The sequence below is a fragment of the Wandonia haliotis genome (assembly GCF_039523435.1).
Classification (GTDB): Bacteria; Bacteroidota; Bacteroidia; order Flavobacteriales_D; family Crocinitomicaceae; genus Wandonia; species Wandonia haliotis.
Map to the genome: position 1 here is coordinate 16,134 of NZ_BAAAFH010000011.1, position 17,840 is coordinate 33,973.

13 protein-coding genes and 1 tRNA gene are annotated in these 17,840 nt (G+C 36.6%); 3 read left to right on the top strand and 11 right to left on the bottom strand.

Features of this window, described 5'->3' with window-relative positions; genetic code table 11:
- Positions 1–4: 4 nt before the first annotated feature.
- On the top strand, positions 5–718 hold the full coding sequence (locus ABDZ97_RS08250) for a TIR domain-containing protein (RefSeq protein ID WP_343786433.1): 714 nt from the start codon (positions 5–7) through the stop codon (positions 716–718).
- Positions 719–1,342, top strand: a complete 624-nt coding sequence (locus ABDZ97_RS08255) for a TIR domain-containing protein (RefSeq protein ID WP_343786435.1) — start codon at positions 719–721, stop codon at positions 1,340–1,342.
- Positions 1,343–1,546: 204 nt separating this feature from the next.
- Here the strand turns inward: ABDZ97_RS08255 and ABDZ97_RS08260 are convergent, their stop codons facing one another.
- The 11 genes from ABDZ97_RS08260 to ABDZ97_RS08310 form a co-directional block, all read right to left on the bottom strand.
- Positions 1,547–2,170 carry a P-loop NTPase family protein gene (locus ABDZ97_RS08260; protein WP_425542651.1) on the bottom strand — a complete coding sequence of 208 codons (624 nt, stop codon included), beginning with the start codon at positions 2,168–2,170 and terminating at the stop codon, positions 1,547–1,549.
- The gene (locus ABDZ97_RS08265; protein ID WP_343786439.1) at positions 2,154–2,801 is read right to left on the bottom strand and encodes a hypothetical protein; all 648 of its coding nucleotides are present in this window, start codon (positions 2,799–2,801) and stop codon (positions 2,154–2,156) included. Before ABDZ97_RS08265 ends, ABDZ97_RS08260 begins: the two co-directional genes overlap by 17 nt.
- Before the next feature lie 3 nt (positions 2,802–2,804).
- Positions 2,805–3,080 carry a helix-turn-helix domain-containing protein gene (locus tag ABDZ97_RS08270; protein ID WP_343786441.1) on the bottom strand — a complete coding sequence of 92 codons (276 nt, stop codon included), beginning with the start codon at positions 3,078–3,080 and terminating at the stop codon, positions 2,805–2,807.
- 99 nt (positions 3,081–3,179) lie between these two features.
- Positions 3,180–4,001: an RteC domain-containing protein gene (locus ABDZ97_RS08275; protein WP_343786443.1), complete on the bottom strand. Its 822-nt coding sequence runs from the start codon at positions 3,999–4,001 to the stop codon at positions 3,180–3,182.
- A 72-nt stretch (positions 4,002–4,073) separates the two neighbouring features.
- A complete protein-coding gene (locus ABDZ97_RS08280) occupies positions 4,074–6,095 on the bottom strand; it encodes a heavy metal translocating P-type ATPase (protein WP_343786445.1) in 2,022 nt (673 codons plus the stop codon).
- A gap of 22 nt (positions 6,096–6,117) precedes the next feature.
- A complete protein-coding gene (locus ABDZ97_RS08285; RefSeq protein ID WP_343786448.1) occupies positions 6,118–7,299 on the bottom strand; it encodes a M20/M25/M40 family metallo-hydrolase in 1,182 nt (393 codons plus the stop codon).
- Positions 7,300–7,506: 207 nt separating this feature from the next.
- Positions 7,507–8,703, bottom strand: a complete 1,197-nt coding sequence (locus ABDZ97_RS08290; protein WP_343786450.1) for an efflux RND transporter periplasmic adaptor subunit — start codon at positions 8,701–8,703, stop codon at positions 7,507–7,509.
- Positions 8,704–8,780: 77 nt separating this feature from the next.
- Positions 8,781–8,945, bottom strand: a complete 165-nt coding sequence (locus ABDZ97_RS08295; RefSeq protein WP_343786452.1) for a hypothetical protein — start codon at positions 8,943–8,945, stop codon at positions 8,781–8,783.
- A gap of 18 nt (positions 8,946–8,963) precedes the next feature.
- Positions 8,964–13,334, bottom strand: coding sequence for a CusA/CzcA family heavy metal efflux RND transporter (locus ABDZ97_RS08300; RefSeq protein WP_343786454.1), 4,371 nt, complete (start codon positions 13,332–13,334; stop codon positions 8,964–8,966).
- A 675-nt stretch (positions 13,335–14,009) separates the two neighbouring features.
- Positions 14,010–15,269 carry a site-specific integrase gene (locus ABDZ97_RS08305; protein WP_343786457.1) on the bottom strand — a complete coding sequence of 420 codons (1,260 nt, stop codon included), beginning with the start codon at positions 15,267–15,269 and terminating at the stop codon, positions 14,010–14,012.
- Between the two features lie 265 nt (positions 15,270–15,534).
- Positions 15,535–15,608, bottom strand: a tRNA-Asp gene (locus tag ABDZ97_RS08310).
- A 344-nt stretch (positions 15,609–15,952) separates the two neighbouring features.
- On the opposite strand from ABDZ97_RS08310, the gene ABDZ97_RS08315 reads away from it, so the two are divergent.
- Entirely contained in the window at positions 15,953–17,839 is a 1,887-nt protein-coding gene (locus tag ABDZ97_RS08315; protein ID WP_343786459.1) for a DNA topoisomerase IV subunit B, read from the top strand.
- Position 17,840: the final 1 nt, after the last annotated feature.

Below are 17,840 nucleotides of genomic sequence, written 5' to 3' on the forward strand. Positions count from 1 at the left end.
AGCAATGGGAAAGAAAATTTTCGTTTCGTATAAATATCTGGATGCCCAAGTTCAAGATTTAGATATACATGAAGATGTTGATTATGGTTGGACAAAAATTAAAACAAAGGTTACAACAACAGCGAGACACTATGTTGATGAACTGGAAGGACTTTTAGAGGAAGAAGATCATATCTATAAAGGGGAGGATGATGGTGAAGACATGAGTACACTTGCTGATTCAACCATTGCTTCTAAGCTAGGGGACAAAATATTTGATAGTTCTGTTACAATAGTATTAGTATCTAAGGGAATGAAAAACGCTTATAATATTGAAAAAGACCAATGGATTCCATGGGAAATTTCATATTCATTGAAAGAGCAAACAAGAGAAGGAGGAAGAAGTAAAACAAATGCCGTTTTAGCAGTTGTACTTCCTGATCAATTGGGCAATTATGATTACTTCATTGTTGACAACACTTGCTCCAAGTGTAATTGTCGTACTTTAAAAACAAACTTTTTGTTTCAAATACTTCGAGACAATATGTTCAATATTAATAAACCAGTTTTTACCGATTGTACTAATCATGTGGATAATCAGCCGTACAAAGGGGAATCATCTTTTATCCATTCGGTAAAATGGCTTGATTTTGCGAATGATCCAGGTAAATACATAGATCTTGCTTTGGATATTCGTGCAAAACTCGATGAATATAATATCACCAAAACAGTAAAATAAATGGCTCGATATTCTTTTTTCAGTTTTTGTTATGAAGACGTCAAAAACTTTCGTGTAAATGTTGTACGGAACAGCTGGGTTGCAAACAATATGCCCGACACTTTTATAGATAGTTCCATTTGGGAAAAAGAAAAAAGTAAAGGTGCAACTGTAATTAAAAATTTAATAGAAGATGGATTAAAAAAGACTTCGGTAACATCCGTTTTAATTGGAACTGAAACTGCTGGTCGTCGATGGGTGAAATATGAAATAGTTAAGAGTTTTGAAAGAGGAAATGGTCTACTTGCTATTCACATTAATAGAATCAAGAACAAATCAGGTCAGATTTCTTCCAAGGGTTTGAATCCGCTTGACCGACTTGGTTTTCAGGTTTCAAAAGATGGCAAGAAAATTCATTTTTTTGAATTGGTAAATCGTAAATGGCAGTTGTTTCCAGATTTTCCAGAAATAAACAACAAAAAGTCAAATTCAATCTATTTTGATGACCATTGGTGGCGTGGAAACGAATTTGGTGAGTTTTTTCGCTTCTCTGATAAGTTCCCAACCTACTGCTGGAAATCGGATGAAGGACACAGTAATTTTTCTGATTGGATCGAAAATGCAGCAACAAAAGCTGGAAGATAATTTTAATTTCACATTTACACTTTCCGCTGAGCAATCATCATTGTATAAATAATGATAGATTTAATTAAGAAATGATCGAGAATACTATAATATTATTTCCTGTATTCTTACTTCCTTTTATAAAAGTCTTTTCTCAGATGCAATAAGGTTAACATTTGCCAACTTACTATTACCTTTCTTGAAGAAATTCGAGCATATACAATCTCATTTACGTTTATCTTTCGCTTTACTATCAAATGCAATGAGATTGAATAATTCCCGCATCCGTGATCTAACCCGGTTACCGTAAAGTTTTTCCAGTTCTCCTGCGTTGAGGTTGGTGGTTGCGTGGGTTTTGGTTTTGTGGGTAATGAATAGTTCATAACGGCTTAGAAGGATTTCAGCCATAACGTTGCAATCGTTGCCGTAGTGTTTCATGATCTGCTCTACGCCTAGGTCGTCATAACAGAAGATGGTTTTAGGAGTAGCGTGTTTTTGAATGATCTGATGACCATGGGTGTTGAATTCAAAGGCAACTTCACGGGCGGGTTTCATGACATGGCCATGCACTGGAGGCATGAATAGTTTGATGAGGGTCATTAGGGAGGTTTTACCGCAACCAACAGGACCAGTTAAAAGGATTCCTTTGTTGGGATCGATTCCGTGTTTTTGGCAATTTTCTTCATCCTGAATAGCGTAAACAAGTAGTTTGTAAATGACATCTTTATCTTCTTTAAACAACATGAACTGATCGCCATAACGAGACTTACCCATTTTCTCAAGAAACTTCCATGATTCCATGAAGTCATATTGCTTGATGTTGTCTACTATTTTATAAGGGTTGGTCATAGTTCTTGTCTGTTGTGGCATTCAAGTTGTCCCGATTCTGTACTAGTGGGGTTTCGTTTGCTTTGATGATCCAGTTGCGGGCTGCTGCTTCCCAATCTTCCAAATGTGATTTTCCGATTTTCCAACCAGTGGCGCTGTAGTAGTTGTAGAATTTTTCCGCTTCCACTTCGGCAAGCTCAGTGTCCAGAATCATTTCAAAAAAATCTTTGATTTCTTGAAGAGAAGGACGTTTATTCTGTTTATCGTTTTTAAATGTTTCTATTGTTTTAGAAGGTACCACTGCTTGTCCCACAACTTGTCCATTTTTGGAACGACTGTGTATCTCTGCTTGTTCACTACTAGTACAAAAATTGAACATGTACACTTGACTACCCTTGAAGGGATTGTGGGAAGGATCGTACTCCAGGTAACTCCAATTGTGTAGGTCTTTGATGCACCTGTGATACGTTACTTTGGAACCGATTTTTGATAAGCGCATGATTTCATCCCGACTGATAGACACGGGATTTTTGAACCGGGCGAGGTTCCAATATTGGAACAATGCCAGGTACAAACTCACATGGGTTGGGTTTAACCGATTATCCGAAGCGAAGCGTTCCATTGCTGCTGTTAATTGCCTGATGTAATTCATGCATCATTTGTGGTGAATGCGGTTGGCTTGCATGACTTTCAGGATGTCGGCATATTCATAGTAGATTACTCCTCCCATTTTGGTGTAGGGAAGTGTGCCATTAATACGCAAGTTTTGGAGTGTGCCGGGTGAAATATCTAATAGTTCACGGACTTCAGGAGATCGCAACCATTTTTTAGGTTGTGTGGTTGATTGTGATTTAAGTAGTTCTTTGAATTCCTGCAGGAGCTCTACTTTGAACTCTTGCAAGTCTTCTGTTGTTAAAACTGTTGCTGCCATAATTTGTCTTGTTTTGAATTAATCCGTTTTGAGAACGGAAAGACAAATTTGTGGTAATTTGATGAGGTTTATTCACAAGTTGTACCCAAGTTGGGTAAATTATTTTTCATCATCTTCCTCAATTCTTCTGTTTAGCGAATCAGCTAGGGAATCGAGAAATTTTGTGGGGTTTTGACGAATTTTTAGTTCTAACCAGGTGCGGTAATAGTTTCCAAGTTCGATATCGAAAATTTTCTCCAAGTAGGCTGCCATACTTTTGATGTCGGTTTGTCCATTATTGAAAGAGCCGGATTGATGAAGCGCATACATGAGTTCGATTAATGATACTTTACTGCCTGTCCAACGCATCATGTTTTTGGGAATAAATTCGGTGTCTCTGGTGGTGGAATTGAAATCAAGTTTCATGAGTTCATTTTCTAAATGTACCTGGAGGAGGTCGTTAGCAAGGATGGTGGATATTTTAAAATCATGGCTGGTGCAGAATTCATTATCAAACTCGTAAGTGTGGGCATCTAAGCTTAAACGAAGATCTTGCTTTCCTCGAACAAAGTATTTGTGATCAAGGTAGTTGCTACCAGTACGGTAATATCTGTAGAAATCGAGATTTTCATCAAAATAATTTTTGAGCTTATTGAGTTCTATCTGGAGGTATTTTCGCTTAATCTTGATAGAACCATTAGGGCGGTTTGTTTCAATATTATATATGGATATATAGTAAATAAGCCTTGAAACAAAAAGTGGTTTTATATTCTTAAAAAAAGTAATTTCTTCTGATTCAGATAGCTTTTTTCTATTAAGAAAATCAACCTTAAGTTTGGCAATCATGGCCTCACAATACTGCGTACAAACTTCAGATAATTTAAGAATATCATCTATTTCAATTTCGATATCTGATAGCGATTTTTCAAAATCAGAAAGCATGTCACTGTATCTCGTTACCACAAATTTTTCACTCTCTTATTTAGGGGTTAAAGCATAAACCAATAGCCTGATTTAATGCTGGGTTTTGGAAATATTGTCAGATGAAAATTTAATTCTTTGAAGTCTTACTGCGTTCAGAATTGCCAAAAGAGCCACACCTACGTCAGCAAATACAGCTTCCCACATAGTAGCAATACCTCCAGCTCCAAGGATAAGAACTACAAGTTTTACCGCAAACGCGAGGATGATATTTTGCCAAACTATTTTTTTTGTTTGTTTACCAATGTTAATGGCAATCGGAATTTTACTTGGCATATCGTCTTGAATAACAACATCGGCAGTTTCGATTGTTGCATCGCTTCCAAGTCCACCCATTGCAATTCCTACATCACTCAAAGCTACTACTGGCGCATCATTTACTCCGTCTCCTATAAAAGCAACTGTTTCGTTTTTAGCTTTGATTTCTTTTACTTTATTGACTTTATCCTCGGGTAGCAAATCGCCAAATGCATCCGGTATATCAAGTTTTTGTGCCACAAATTGTACCACTGTACTTTTGTCTCCACTTAGCATTGTAATTTTAATACCAAGTGCTTTTAGTTTATCGATGGTAATTTGTGCATCCTGCTTAATCCTATCAGCAATTGTGATATATCCTACAAATTTACTGTCAAAAGCAATGGCGATTGTTGTGTAAATTATTGTACTTGGATCAATGTCATAGGTAATAGAAAATTTATCCATCAGATTGAAATTTCCAACTAAGATGGCTTTACCATTAATAGTTGCCTTTAACCCGTGTCCTGATATTTCTTCAACATCATCTAATTTAATAGCGCTATCAATATCACCAACGTATTCATGAATGGCAGTAGCAACAGGATGAGTGCTTTGACTTTCCAATGCATTGACCATTTGCAAGATTTCATCTTTGTTAAAAGCGGAATTTAATTCAACTTCTTGCACTTTAAAAACTCCTTCTGTCATTGTACCCGTTTTATCCATTACCACATTTTGAATATTAGCAAGGGTATCCAAGAAATTGCTGCCTTTGAATAATATGCCGTTTTTACTACCTGCTCCAATTCCTCCAAAATAACCTAATGGAATACTGATAACTAAGGCGCATGGACAAGAGATCACCAAGAAAATTAATGCTCTGTATAACCATTGGTTAACCTCATAGTTTTCTACAAAGAAATAAGGTAAAACTGTGATTAGAATTGCAAGTAGAACGACAATTGGTGTGTAGACTTTTGCAAATTTTCGTATAAATAATTCGGTTGGAGCTTTTTGAGTAGTAGCATTTTGTACCAATTCTAAAATTCTACCCAATTTACTATCGGTGTAAGCTGTGGTAACTTTTACTTGCACCACAGTATTGAGGTTGATCATTCCCGCCAAAACTGTTTCGCCTTTTGTTTTGGTATCGGGTTTACTTTCTCCAGTAAGTGCTGCAGTATTGAATGAAGCTGAATCAGAAATTAACTCGCCATCCAATCCTAATTTTTCACCTGATTTCAATTGAATAATATCTCCAATATTTACCTTTTCAGCTTTTACCTTTCTCGATTGATTGTTCTCTAAAACAGTAACCTCATCAGGTCGTTGATCGAGCAAACTTTTGATATTCGCTTTTGCTCGAGATACAGCCAAAGTTTGAAATACTTCTCCTATAGCATAAAAAAGCATTACGGCTACACCTTCAGGAAATTCACCAATGACAAAAGCACCTATTGTAGCAATACTCATTAAAAAAAACTCGGAAAAAACTTCACCTTTGCGTATAGCAAGAAATGCATCTTTTATTACTGGAATACCAACTGGCACATATGCCGATACGTACCAAGCTACTCGAATCCAACCTGTGAACCAAGATTGTGTAAAATAAATATCAAAAGCAATGGCAGTTAGTAATAAGCCTAAACTAATAATAGATGGTAAAAACATGCGTAAAATTGATTCATCTCCACCAGAATGATCATGACCAGCATGATCTTCTGCTTTTTTATTAATTTTTTCGTCCAACGAACAACAAGTCATTACACCTTGTTCGTTGTATGTATGTTTGTGATTTGGGTCTGTGTTTATCATAACAGATTTAAAAAAGGGTTATTTAATTTTTTTGAATTTTGAATATTTTGAAATTGTCTGTTGTAAATAGATGAATGAAGTAGGTGCCAGACGAATATTTGTAAAAATCAATATCAATAACGTCAGTATTATTAAATGAAGAGGATTTCAGAACTTCTCCATAAATATTACAAACCTCAACAGTAACAAGCTGATTTATAGCTTGTGAAAACTGTATCAAAAGATTGGAATCAACTGGATTTGGAAAAACAAATGAATTATTGATTAATTCCTCAATCGTTTGGTCTCCGCTTTTATTGTAGGCTAATGTCGAAAAAGTAGCTAGGGCTAATTTTGCATTTCGTTCATAGTATGGGATATTGAAATTACCAAGTGTATCTCCCAAACTATGCCAGAAAGGATTAAAATCTCCTTGATATTCTTCATTGATTCCAATTGCCGATAAATTATTAAGCCAAAATGGTGAATGGTCTGTATTTGAACTTCCTGGATTTACAATTTCAAGATTTAACCCAATAGAATACTCAATATTTGCTTTTTCAGCAATAGAAGCAAGAAACAAAGAGTTTGAAACTGGGCGAACATGAATTTCCGACTTACTATCAAAATTACCATCCCAACCAATCATATCTAGGTTGATATAGCCAAGAAGTGAATCTGATTCAAAATTGAAATTGTTTGTATACGCTGTGCTACCAATTAATCCTAACTCCTCTTCATCCCATAATGCAAAAATGATTGTGTTTGGAAATTGATAATTGGATAAAATTCTAGCTGCTTCAATTACAGCCGCTGTACCACTTGCATTGTCATCTGCTCCTGGTGCGACAACTCCTGTGGGTAAATTGTCATAATGGGCACCAAGTATACATAATCTGTCAGGAAAGACATTGCCGTATTTTATACCAAATAGATTTTTCCCATTTGAAGAAAACACCATTGAATCAATTTCTAATCCGTATTGTAAAAATTTTGCTTTTGACCATTGAAAAGCCTGTTCATTTCCAATATTGTTATAAAGTCTAGTTGGAATAAAAATAGAATTACCATTTATAGTGATTGGCAACTCACCACTTAGTTTTTTGACATTGATGAGAACGGAATCTAAAGAAAAATCTGATAACAGAGTTTGAACTCGGTCATCTTGAGCAAAGGAAGTGCTAGTAAATATTGACTGTATCAAAAATATTAAGACTAATCTCACTGTTTTTAATTTTTATTGCTTTTAGAAACCGGAACTGAAAAACCACGAGGTAATCAGTTCCGGAATTCATAACATTAATTAACTTATCTAATTCATTTTAATGGGCACGATCAAATTCATGATGCTTTTTTCCTCCATCCTGATTGATGGTTAATTTGTCAATCAGGACGTTATTGAAAATGGGATCAAAACTCGACATGACCTAATTTAATGAGTATGTTCTGCTTCTCCTTTCTTTAGTTCAGCCATCAAGTAATAGGCATTGTTCCAAGCAATCTGAACATTTGATTTCAGAGGTGAAAGCAATTTAATTTCGATCCATCCCCTGTCTTGAGTGCCAACACTCACTTCGATAGGTTTAAATCCCCATTCTTTTATATCACTTCCCTTTTCTTTTTCCGCTGTAAAAATGAAAAACTTATCTCCTTCTTTCACTACTGCCGACTCTGGTACAGCAATACTTTCAGCATTAGAAGTTTCAATTTGAGCATTTATATACATTCCAGGAATTAGATAGCCTTTTTTATTTTCAATTTCAGCATGTATGTGGACTGCTTTGGGATTCTGTTCGAAAGATTTACCTACGGAGTAAATTTTAGCAGTTAATTCCTCGTTTGGATTGGATGGAATCGAAAATCTAATATTCTGACCTTCTTTCACCTTATGCATGTCTTTCTCAAATACCATCAAATCTAAATGGATATGCTCTATATTCACGATTTCAAACATGTCAGTTTGGGGCTGCACGTATTGTCCAATTTTAATTTCTACCGATTTTATATTGCCATCAATTGGACTTTTAACTGCGATGTTAGAAAAAACCTCACCTTGTCGAATTTTTTCTGTATTCAAGCCCATCATCTCCAATTGCGCCTCTGAACCACGAACTTTACTTTTCATTCCAAGATATTCCGACTTTATTTTTTGAAATTCCTTTCCTGATCCAACTTTTTCATCGTACAGCTTTTTCTGTCTTTCATAATCTGAGCTCAAGTATTGTAGTTGATTCCAATTACTTGAATACTCTGTTTGTATATCAATTAAATCGGGATGAGATAAGTAGGCAAGTACTTGTCCTTTTTTAACCTTGTCTCCTTCAATTACTTTGATTGTTTGAATATTTGCTCCAAATAGGGCTGTAACTGTTGCTTCATTTTGGGGAGGCACTTCTAATTGACCATTCGATTCAACAAATTCACCCATATTTCGCACCTTCAATGTGTCCACTTTCATTTTAAGTGAAGTGAATTGTTGTTGAGATAAATGAACTTCATCTGCATGCTCTTCTTCGTGCTCTCCGTGGTCATGGTCATGGCCACCTTCTTTGTTTTCTTTACTTCCACATGCCGCAATTACAAGCGACAAACACAGGAAGAAAATTACCTTTTCAATATTTCTTTTCATTTTTTTCAATTTTTATTTAAACGCTTTTCAACAGTTGATTCAATCCATTCGTAAATTCAACTTGCAGCGTAAATTATTTAATGCGTATGCCCTTCTTTTTCATTATGATTATGTTCGTGGTCATGACTATCATGATGTTCGTGTCCATCGTGATTTTCATCATTACCATCACTGTTTCCACAAGATGATGTAAACGCGGATATAACTACTAAGAATGCTAATGTTTTAAATGTCAATTTCATAATTGTTCCTTTTCAATATTATTGATTAATAAGATGTTCTATATTGATTACTGCTATATTATACCCTTTGATTGTGTTGATATAATTGAATTTTACCTCTAGTGCTTGTCGAATGCTTTGAAAATACTCTACGTAATCTATTGCACCATTTAAGAAGCTTTTATGAGCATTATCAATAATCAATTCTGCGTGTGAAAGAGCACTTCCTTCGTAATAATTTAAACTTCCTTGAAGTTTTAATATTTCATTTAGAGACTGCTCATATTGACTGGTCAATGCAACTAGGTAATAGTCTGAATTCACTTGTGCCATCTCAGATTTTATTTGAGCCATTTTGATTTCGGACTTATAAGAACCGTAAAACAAGGGAATCGAAACACCTCCCTGTACCCCTGAAAAACGATTTGAACTTGTAGCAACTGATCCGTTGACCGTTGGGCTACCAATCAATGATTGATTGAAATAACCAATTGATAAATTTGGGAGCATTTTTGCTTTATTTACAGACATTTCGGCTTGAGCAACGATGATCTGTTGTTGAATTGACCTTAGTGTCGGATTTGATTGAATTAATTCTGAATCCAAGGTTGAATTCATTTGCTTTTTATCCAATTTTTGCGGAACGATTTCTGCAATTGAGTTATCATTTAACAAGGATTTTATTCTTTTTTCCTGAATAGAAATATCAACTTCAATTAAACTAAGTTCATTTCGGATCTGCATTAATTGTGTTTCAGCAGAAACTTTTTCAAGATAGGTTCCTTCTTCTGCTTCATAACGAATAGTTGCTGCACGAAGAAATTCAGAGTAAAGTGAGTCCTGATATTCAAGTAAAATTCGTTTATCATGATTATAGGATAACTCGTACCACGCTTGTCTTATTTCTTTACGCAAGTCATTTTCTACAACCGACAATTGTATTTCTCCTTCATCTGTTTTCTTTTCTGCAAGCTTTTTTTGCGAACTATAAACAGTAGGAAATTCAAATGATTGATTTACGTTAAATCCAAAGTCATTTTCCAAACTATTGTATTGTCCGTATTGCACATTGAAATCAGTTTTATCAATATTTATAGCGGATTTCTCTGCAGTTCCTAAATACTGAACATTCATTTTCGTTGAGTTTACATAACCATTGTTTTTTAGTCCAATTGATATGGCCTGTTCAATTGATGTAATTGAAGTACTATCCTCAGTCTGCGCATTTAGAATATTTGTAGGTAGTAGAAATAGAAATAATAGGCCAATTACTGGCACAGCTCCCCCTTTACTCTTACTCTTGTTTTCGATTCTTCTATAAAGAATTGGCAATACAAACAGCGTTAACAAGGTGGCTGAAATCATTCCCCCAATCACAACAGTTGCTAATGGCTGTTGAACTTCCGCTCCCGCAGAAGTAGAAATCGCCATTGGTAAAAATCCTAATACGTCTGTTAAGGCAGTAAGAAGTATCGGTCTAATTCGTCTTTTTGCTCCTAGTTTGATTCTTTCATCAATGTTGTCAACTCCCTCTTCTTTCAACTCGTTCCAACCACTAATCAGTACCAGCCCGTTTAACACAGCTACACCAAATAATACAATGAATCCAACTCCTGCAGAAATACTGAAAGGCATTCCACGTAACCACAGCGAGAATATACCACCGATAGCAGCTAATGGAATAGCCATGTAAATCATTAATGATTGTTTGAATGATTTAAGCGCAAAGAAGATTAACAAAAAGATTAATCCGAGTGCAATTGGTACAACAATTTTCAATCTTTGGCTTGCTCGTTCCAAGTTTTCAAAAGCTCCACCATATCTGATATAATAACCTGGAGGTAAATTCAAATTAGCATCTAATTTCTTTTCAATATCATCCACCACCGATTGAATATCTCGACCCCGGACGTTAATACCAACATAAGTTCTTCTATTCGTATTATCCCTGCTAATCTGCATTGGACCAGGCTGATAACTAATCTCCGCTAATTCTCGAAGTGGTAATTGTGATCCGTTGGGAAGGTTTACAAATAAATTCTTCAAATTATCGATGCTCTTTTTATGTGCTTCGTCCAAACGAACCACTAAATCAAAACGTTTTTCGCCTTCAAAAATGACACCTGCTTTTCCACCAGCAAAAGCTGCCTCAACATAAAAATTAAGGTCTTCAACATTAAGCCCATACTGCGCGATTTTTTTACGATCGTAATTAACTGTAATTTGAGGTAGTCCACTTGTAGCCTCAACTTTCATGTCTGCTACACCTTCAATCGAACTCACTATTTTTCCGATTTCCTCTGCCTTCGCTGCTAATACATCTAAATCTTCACCAAACAACTTAATTGCTAAATCTTCTCGAACCCCTGTGAGGAGTTCATTGAAACGCATTTCGATTGGTTGAGTGAATTCGTAATTTACACCTGGTACTACTTCAACGGCTTCTTTTATTTGATTGATTAAATCTTCTTTTGAAGAAGCAGAAACCCACTCACTTTGAGGTTTTAATATGATAAAACAATCCGCAATATCCATTGGCATCGGATCTGTTGGTACTTCAGCCACGCCAATTCTACTTAGTACATGTTCAACTTCAGGAAATTTAGACTTGATAATTTTCTCGATTTTAGTAGTCGTTTCGATTGTTTCAGTTAAGGAACTACCTGGCTTAAGGATTGCGTGAAATGCAAGGTCTCCCTCATCTAACTGCGGTACAAATTCACCTCCCATTTTTGAGAATGTGAAAGTGGCGAGTCCTAAAAGAAATATAGCGGATGCTCCTATTAACTTTCCTCTTTTAAATGTTTTGCTAAGTGAACGTTCGTAAACACCCTCAAGCCAATACACAAATTTATCTCCCCATGTTTTTTTCTTTTCGCTATTGACACGCAGAAATAGCGCAGACATCATAGGCACATATGTCAAACATAAGATCATTACCCCAATCATAGCAAACATGAATGTCAACGCCATAGGTTGAAACATTTTACCTTCCACACCTTGAAGTGCTAAAATTGGAATAAATACAATTAGTATTATCAACTGACCAAAAAAAGCAGAATTCATCATTTTACTTGATGCTTCATAGGTAATATTATCTCGGTCTTCGCTTGTAATATTTTTTAGGCTAGTTGTATTTTTAATTTTAGAGTATAAGAGAAAAACTGTTCCCTCAACAATAATTACTGCGCCATCTATTATTATTCCGAAATCAATCGCCCCCAGACTCATTAAATTTGCCCAAACACCGAATACATTCATTAAAATAAAAGCGAACAGTAACGAGAGCGGTATGGTTGAAGCAACAATCAATCCTCCACGCCAATTCCCAAGCAAGAAAACGAGTACAAAAATGACGATTAATGCGCCTTCAATTAAATTTTGACTGACGGTACCCGTAGTTTTGGCTATTAGCGTACTTCTATCTAAAAAAGGTTGAATAGAAACACCTTCAGGCAGTGATTTTTGAATTTCTTTCATTCTTTCGCGTACAGCCTCAACAACATCATTCGAACTAGCTCCTTTTAACATGAGAATCATTCCTCCTGAAACCTCGCCTAAACCATCTTTGGTTAGAGAGCCATACTTTACTGCCTTTCCAAATTGTACTTTGCCAACATCTCCTATCGTTAACGGAATACCATTTACATTTTTCACAACGATATCATTAATTTCAGAAAGGCTTCGGATAAGTCCTTCTCCCCGAATGAAATTAGCAAGGTGATCCTTTTCGATGTATGCACCACCTGTATTTGCGTTATTTGCTTCCAAAGCATTGAAGACATCAATAATGGTAATTCCCATCGCTTTCAATTGTTCAGGATCGATTGCAACTTCATACTGTTTAATATCTCCACCAAAGGCGTTTACTTCAACTACTCCTGGTACCATTGCCATTTGTCTTCTTACAATCCAATCTTGCATTGTTCTAAGGTCGGCAGCGCTATATTTATTGCGGAATTTTGGTTCAACTTCAAGAGTGTATTGATAGATTTCTCCTAATCCTGTGGAGATCGGCCCCATTTCTGGTACACCGAATCCATTTGGAATTTCCTCCCTCACTTCCGTGAGTTTTTCAGCAACCAATTGTCTTGGCAGATATGTTTCCATATCGTCTTCAAAAACAATGGTTACAACTGATAATCCGAAACGAGAAACGGATCTAATTTCTGTAACTCCTGGAAGGTTCGCCATTGAAACTTCAACAGGGTAGGTAACGAATTGTTCTATATCTTCTGTACCCAGATTTGGTGCCTGGGTAATTACTTGTACCTGATTATTCGTTATATCAGGTACAGCATCTAACGGAACTTTGGACGCACTCCATATGCCACCAACAATGAGGGCAATTGTGAGTAATCCAATGATCAATTTATTATTTATTGAAAATGAGATTATTTTATTAATCATTTTGACTTATTTATATAATGCAACATGTCCAGAAGAATCAATTCTTCCGGTTAATACTAGGCGAGTGCCTACACTATTTTATAAACAAGTAATTGGAGGTCCCCGATCAGGATATTGTGCTATCCCAGGGTTCGAAATCCCAAATATGAGATAGTTAGCGTAAGGTTTTCCAGATGATTCCGGAATTATAAAAGAGATGTAATTTAAAGAGGATTGTAAATCCGTAGATTTAAGTACTTTATCAATATAGACCTTGCTTTCGGCAGTATAGGTGTAGTGATCTGTATTGCATGAGTTGTCAGAATGATGAAATTCTTCAAGCAGACAAGCTAGATAATCGAAATAATTATTGTCAAAGTGGTCTTCGTGTACTAAATGGTTATGATCTCTATTTTGAGAACTATCGTCATCGTGAAAATGATGTGAATGGCTGTGATGAGTTATTACTTCGTCATGCTCTTCATAACCATGGACGGAATTGCAATGCGGTATTAAATTGTGCGCGAAGCCTAAAGAATACGAGCAAATTAATATTAATGATATTATTGATTTTACAAATCCGAATTGCATAAGATGCAAATATAACAATATCGACACATAATAGGACGTTAATTCCCTAATAATTGACACATTACAATTTATTTTGTTAGAATTTATCAGTAAAAAAGACTAGAATTAGTTGGCTTGATTCAACTTATTGGTTTTTTGTTTACTCCGTACAGTTGTGAGTTTTCTTTTTAGCTTATTCATGTCCTCACTAACTTTATGTTCTAGAACTTGCGCATAAATCTGTGTAGTTGCCAATTTGGTGTGCCCCAATAAGCGTGAAACCGTTTCAATTGGAACGCCATTGGAAAGCGTAACGGTTGTTGCAAATGTATGACGGGCTATATGCATTGTGAGCTTCTTGGAGATTCCGCAAAGGTCTGCGATTTCCTTTAAGTAGGCATTCATTTTCTGATTGCTTTTAACGGGTAACAATTTTCCCTTCGCAATACAGTAGGGATGTTCTGTATACTTTTCAATACTCTCTTGTGCCGGAGGTAAAAGAGGTACATTTGAAGTGGCTCCAGTTTTTTTTCTATTGGTAAAAATCCATTTACCACCATCAATGCCCAGGGCAACATCTGAAGGAGTTAGTTTCTCAACGTCTACAAAGGCGTAGCCAGTGTAACAGCAGAACAGGAAAATATCGCGGACTTCTTCCAGGCGTTGGATGGAAAAATCTTTCTCGGATAGTGTTTGCAGTTCTTTTTCTGTGAGGATCTCACGCGTAACTTTTTTAGTGGAGCATTTGAAGCTGATGAATGGGTTCTTAGTTATCCAGTCATTCATCACAGCCATGTTCATCACTTTCTTAAGGTTCCGGATATACTTCATTACTGTATTATGACTTATCGCCTGATCAACCTTCAGGAAGTATTCAAAATCTACTATGAATTTGTGATCGAGCTCTTGCAGAAAGATATCGGAACGCTTGTAATTATTTTTAAGGTAGAGCTTTAACTTTTTAAGTACTGTTTCAAACTTGGTGTGGGTTGCTTTTACCACGTCTACACCAATCAATTCTTTCATCTGGTCATTGTGGTACTGGAAGGTTTCGATTAAGCTTCTTTGTTCTTCTCCTGTCCCTAGATAACTGTTTTTGATGGTGTCTGCCGTAATAAATTGATCAGTGGCCTCCAGTAAATTATAATGCTTGTGCAGTTCATTGCGAACTTTGTTGAGGTAGCTGTTAAGAATTCGAGCTTCTTCTGTGTTTCCTTTTGCAGAACCTGCAGAGGCAATCCACTTTGTAGGTTCTATTGATCGCTTAAGGGAGAATTGCGCTCGCTTACCGTTTACTGTTATTCTGCAATAGATTGGTGCCTTTCCATTGCGCATTTTGCCTTTGTAAAGCCAAAACAAAATTGTGAATGTTTGATTTGTTTTCATACTATTTGAGTTTTTGGTTACCTTGAAAAATTCATTTTTTGGTATCAAAATCCTTCAAAACGCTACAAAACAAACCTTCTAAATCCTTTTATTAATAAGGGATTCAGTTTAATTCGGTAACCTTTTGCAATGTTACAAAAGAGGTTACCGAATAGGTTACCAACTTGGGTGTGATTTCTTGAATTTTTTGTGATATGCTAAAAACAAAAAACCGCTTAAATACTAAGATTTAAGCGGTTTTGATAAGCTTTGGATTTCTCCTTAGCGGTCTGGACGGGACTCGAACCCGCGACCCCCTGCGTGACAGGCAGGTATTCTAACCAACTGAACTACCAGACCAATATTGTGAAGAACTTTTTCAAGTCCCGTTAGCGACAGCTAACTCATGTTTGTCTCAATACTGTTGTGCCTTTCGTTTAAGGCGTTGCAAAGGTAGGTATAAATTTTGCTTGTGCAAGAAAAAAATGAAAAAAAGTTGAAGTTTTTTTGAAAATTATTTTCAGTTGGTTGATTTTCAATAGGTAGTGTGAGGTGACTTTTTTTGTGCGAAAAGCAAGGAGAGAGGGAGGGGATAACAGCTACCTTATTAACGAAAGATCGTTAAAAACTGGTTCGTTGTACGTGTCGCTAAACCACTGTTCTTTCGTATCTTTGTTAGGTTTCATCTCAAACTTCTTTTTCGCATGGCAGAAAATAATTATACGGAAGATAATATCCGGTCACTTGATTGGAAAGAGCATATCCGTTTGCGTCCCGGTATGTATATCGGGAAACTCGGAGACGGTTCTTCGCCGGACGATGGAATTTACATCCTGATAAAGGAAGTCGTGGATAATTCCATTGATGAATTTGTCATGGGGAATGGTAAAAAGGTTGAGATCAAGATTAAGGACGGGAAAGTAACCGTCCGGGATTACGGACGAGGGATTCCTCTCGGGAAAGTTATCGATTGTGTTTCCCAGATTAATACCGGAGGGAAGTATGATTCCAAAGCCTTTAAGAAATCGGTTGGTTTGAATGGAGTCGGTACAAAAGCAGTCAACGCTTTGTCTTCTCACTTTATGGTCTATTCAGTTCGGGATGGTGAAAAAAAGATGGCCGAATTTTCCAAAGGAGAGGTGTTGCAGGATTATCCTGTAGAGAAAACCGATGAACCGAATGGAACTTACGTGGAGTTTGTGCCTGACGATACGGTGTTTAAAAAATTCGTTTTTAAGCTTCCGTTTGTCGAGAAAATGATTTGGAACTATTGTTATTTGAACCGGGGATTAAGTATTTATTTCAATGGACAGCGCTATTTGTCCAAGAATGGATTACAGGATCTGTTGGAGAATAATATGGATGGCGATCCGTTGTATCCGATCATTCATTTGGAAGGAGATGATATTGAGTTGGCCATGACCCATGGGAAAACCTACGGGGAAGATTATTATTCTTTCGTAAACGGACAACATACAACACAGGGAGGTACACACCAAAGTGCTTTCAGGGAAGCTGTAGCACGGGTAATTCGCGACTTTTACAATAAAAACTACGAAGCTTCGGATATCCGACAGTCGATTGTGGCAGCTATTTCGGTAAAAGTAATAGAGCCGGTATTTGAGTCACAAACAAAAACAAAACTGGGGTCGCAGGAGATTGAACCGAATGGGAAATCTATGCGGGCGTTTGTCAATGACTTTCTAAAAGAAAAACTGGACAATTACCTGCACAAGCATCCGGAAGTAGCTGATATTCTGGAAAAGAAAATCAAACAGTCGGAGAAAGAGAGAAAAGAACTTTCCGGAATTCGTAAACTGGCACGAGAACGGGCTAAAAAAGCTAGTCTTCACAATAAAAAATTACGCGATTGCAGGGTTCACCTGACAGATGTAAAAAATGATCGGAGAGAGGATACGACACTGTTTATTACCGAGGGAGATTCGGCGAGTGGTTCCATCACCAAATCAAGAGATGTTAACACACAGGCTGTTTTCTCGCTTCGGGGAAAGCCGTTGAATTCGTATGGGCTAACCAAAAAGGTCGTGTATGAGAACGAAGAATTTAACCTGATTCAGGCCGCACTGGACATTGAAGATGAGATGGATAATCTCCGGTATAATCGCATTGTGATTGCAACCGATGCCGATGTTGACGGAATGCACATCCGCATGTTGTTGATGACTTTTTTCCTGCAGTTTTTCCCGGATCTGGTAAAAAGAGGGCATGTATATATTTTGCAGACACCTCTTTTTAGAGTGAGAAACAAGAAAAAAACAATTTATTGTTACTCCGAAGATGAGCGAAGAAAAGCTATGGCAGAGTTAGGGAAAAATCCGGAAATTACCCGATTTAAGGGATTGGGAGAGATTTCTCCGGATGAGTTTGCCAACTTTATCGGAGAAGACATTCGTTTGGAACCGGTTATTTTGTCCAAACAGAATAGTATTGAAACCATACTTTCTTACTACATGGGGAAAAACACACAGGAAAGACAGGAGTTTATTATAGATAATCTGCGTGTTGAAAAAGACGAAGTAGAAGAGAAAGAAACGGTAGCCGAAGAATTAATCAAAGAAGAACAGGAATAAT

Excerpts from the sequence above, each read along its gene's own strand:
- ABDZ97_RS08280 (WP_343786445.1), bottom strand. The coding sequence starts at position 6,095 with ATGATAAACACAGACCCAAATCACAAACATACATACAACGAACAAGGT.
- ABDZ97_RS08290 (WP_343786450.1), bottom strand. The coding sequence starts at position 8,703 with ATGAAAAGAAATATTGAAAAGGTAATTTTCTTCCTGTGTTTGTCGCTT.
- ABDZ97_RS08295 (WP_343786452.1), bottom strand. The coding sequence starts at position 8,945 with ATGAAATTGACATTTAAAACATTAGCATTCTTAGTAGTTATATCCGCG.
- ABDZ97_RS08305 (WP_343786457.1), bottom strand. The coding sequence starts at position 15,269 with ATGAAAACAAATCAAACATTCACAATTTTGTTTTGGCTTTACAAAGGC.
- ABDZ97_RS08255 (WP_343786435.1), top strand. The coding sequence starts at position 719 with ATGGCTCGATATTCTTTTTTCAGTTTTTGTTATGAAGACGTCAAAAAC.
- ABDZ97_RS08265 (WP_343786439.1), bottom strand. The coding sequence starts at position 2,801 with ATGAATTACATCAGGCAATTAACAGCAGCAATGGAACGCTTCGCTTCG.
- ABDZ97_RS08250 (WP_343786433.1), top strand. The coding sequence starts at position 5 with ATGGGAAAGAAAATTTTCGTTTCGTATAAATATCTGGATGCCCAAGTT.
- ABDZ97_RS08270 (WP_343786441.1), bottom strand. The coding sequence starts at position 3,080 with ATGGCAGCAACAGTTTTAACAACAGAAGACTTGCAAGAGTTCAAAGTA.
- ABDZ97_RS08260 (WP_425542651.1), bottom strand. The coding sequence starts at position 2,170 with ATGACCAACCCTTATAAAATAGTAGACAACATCAAGCAATATGACTTC.
- ABDZ97_RS08300 (WP_343786454.1), bottom strand. The coding sequence starts at position 13,334 with ATGATTAATAAAATAATCTCATTTTCAATAAATAATAAATTGATCATT.
- ABDZ97_RS08315 (WP_343786459.1), top strand. The coding sequence starts at position 15,953 with ATGGCAGAAAATAATTATACGGAAGATAATATCCGGTCACTTGATTGG.
- ABDZ97_RS08275 (WP_343786443.1), bottom strand. The coding sequence starts at position 4,001 with ATGCTTTCTGATTTTGAAAAATCGCTATCAGATATCGAAATTGAAATA.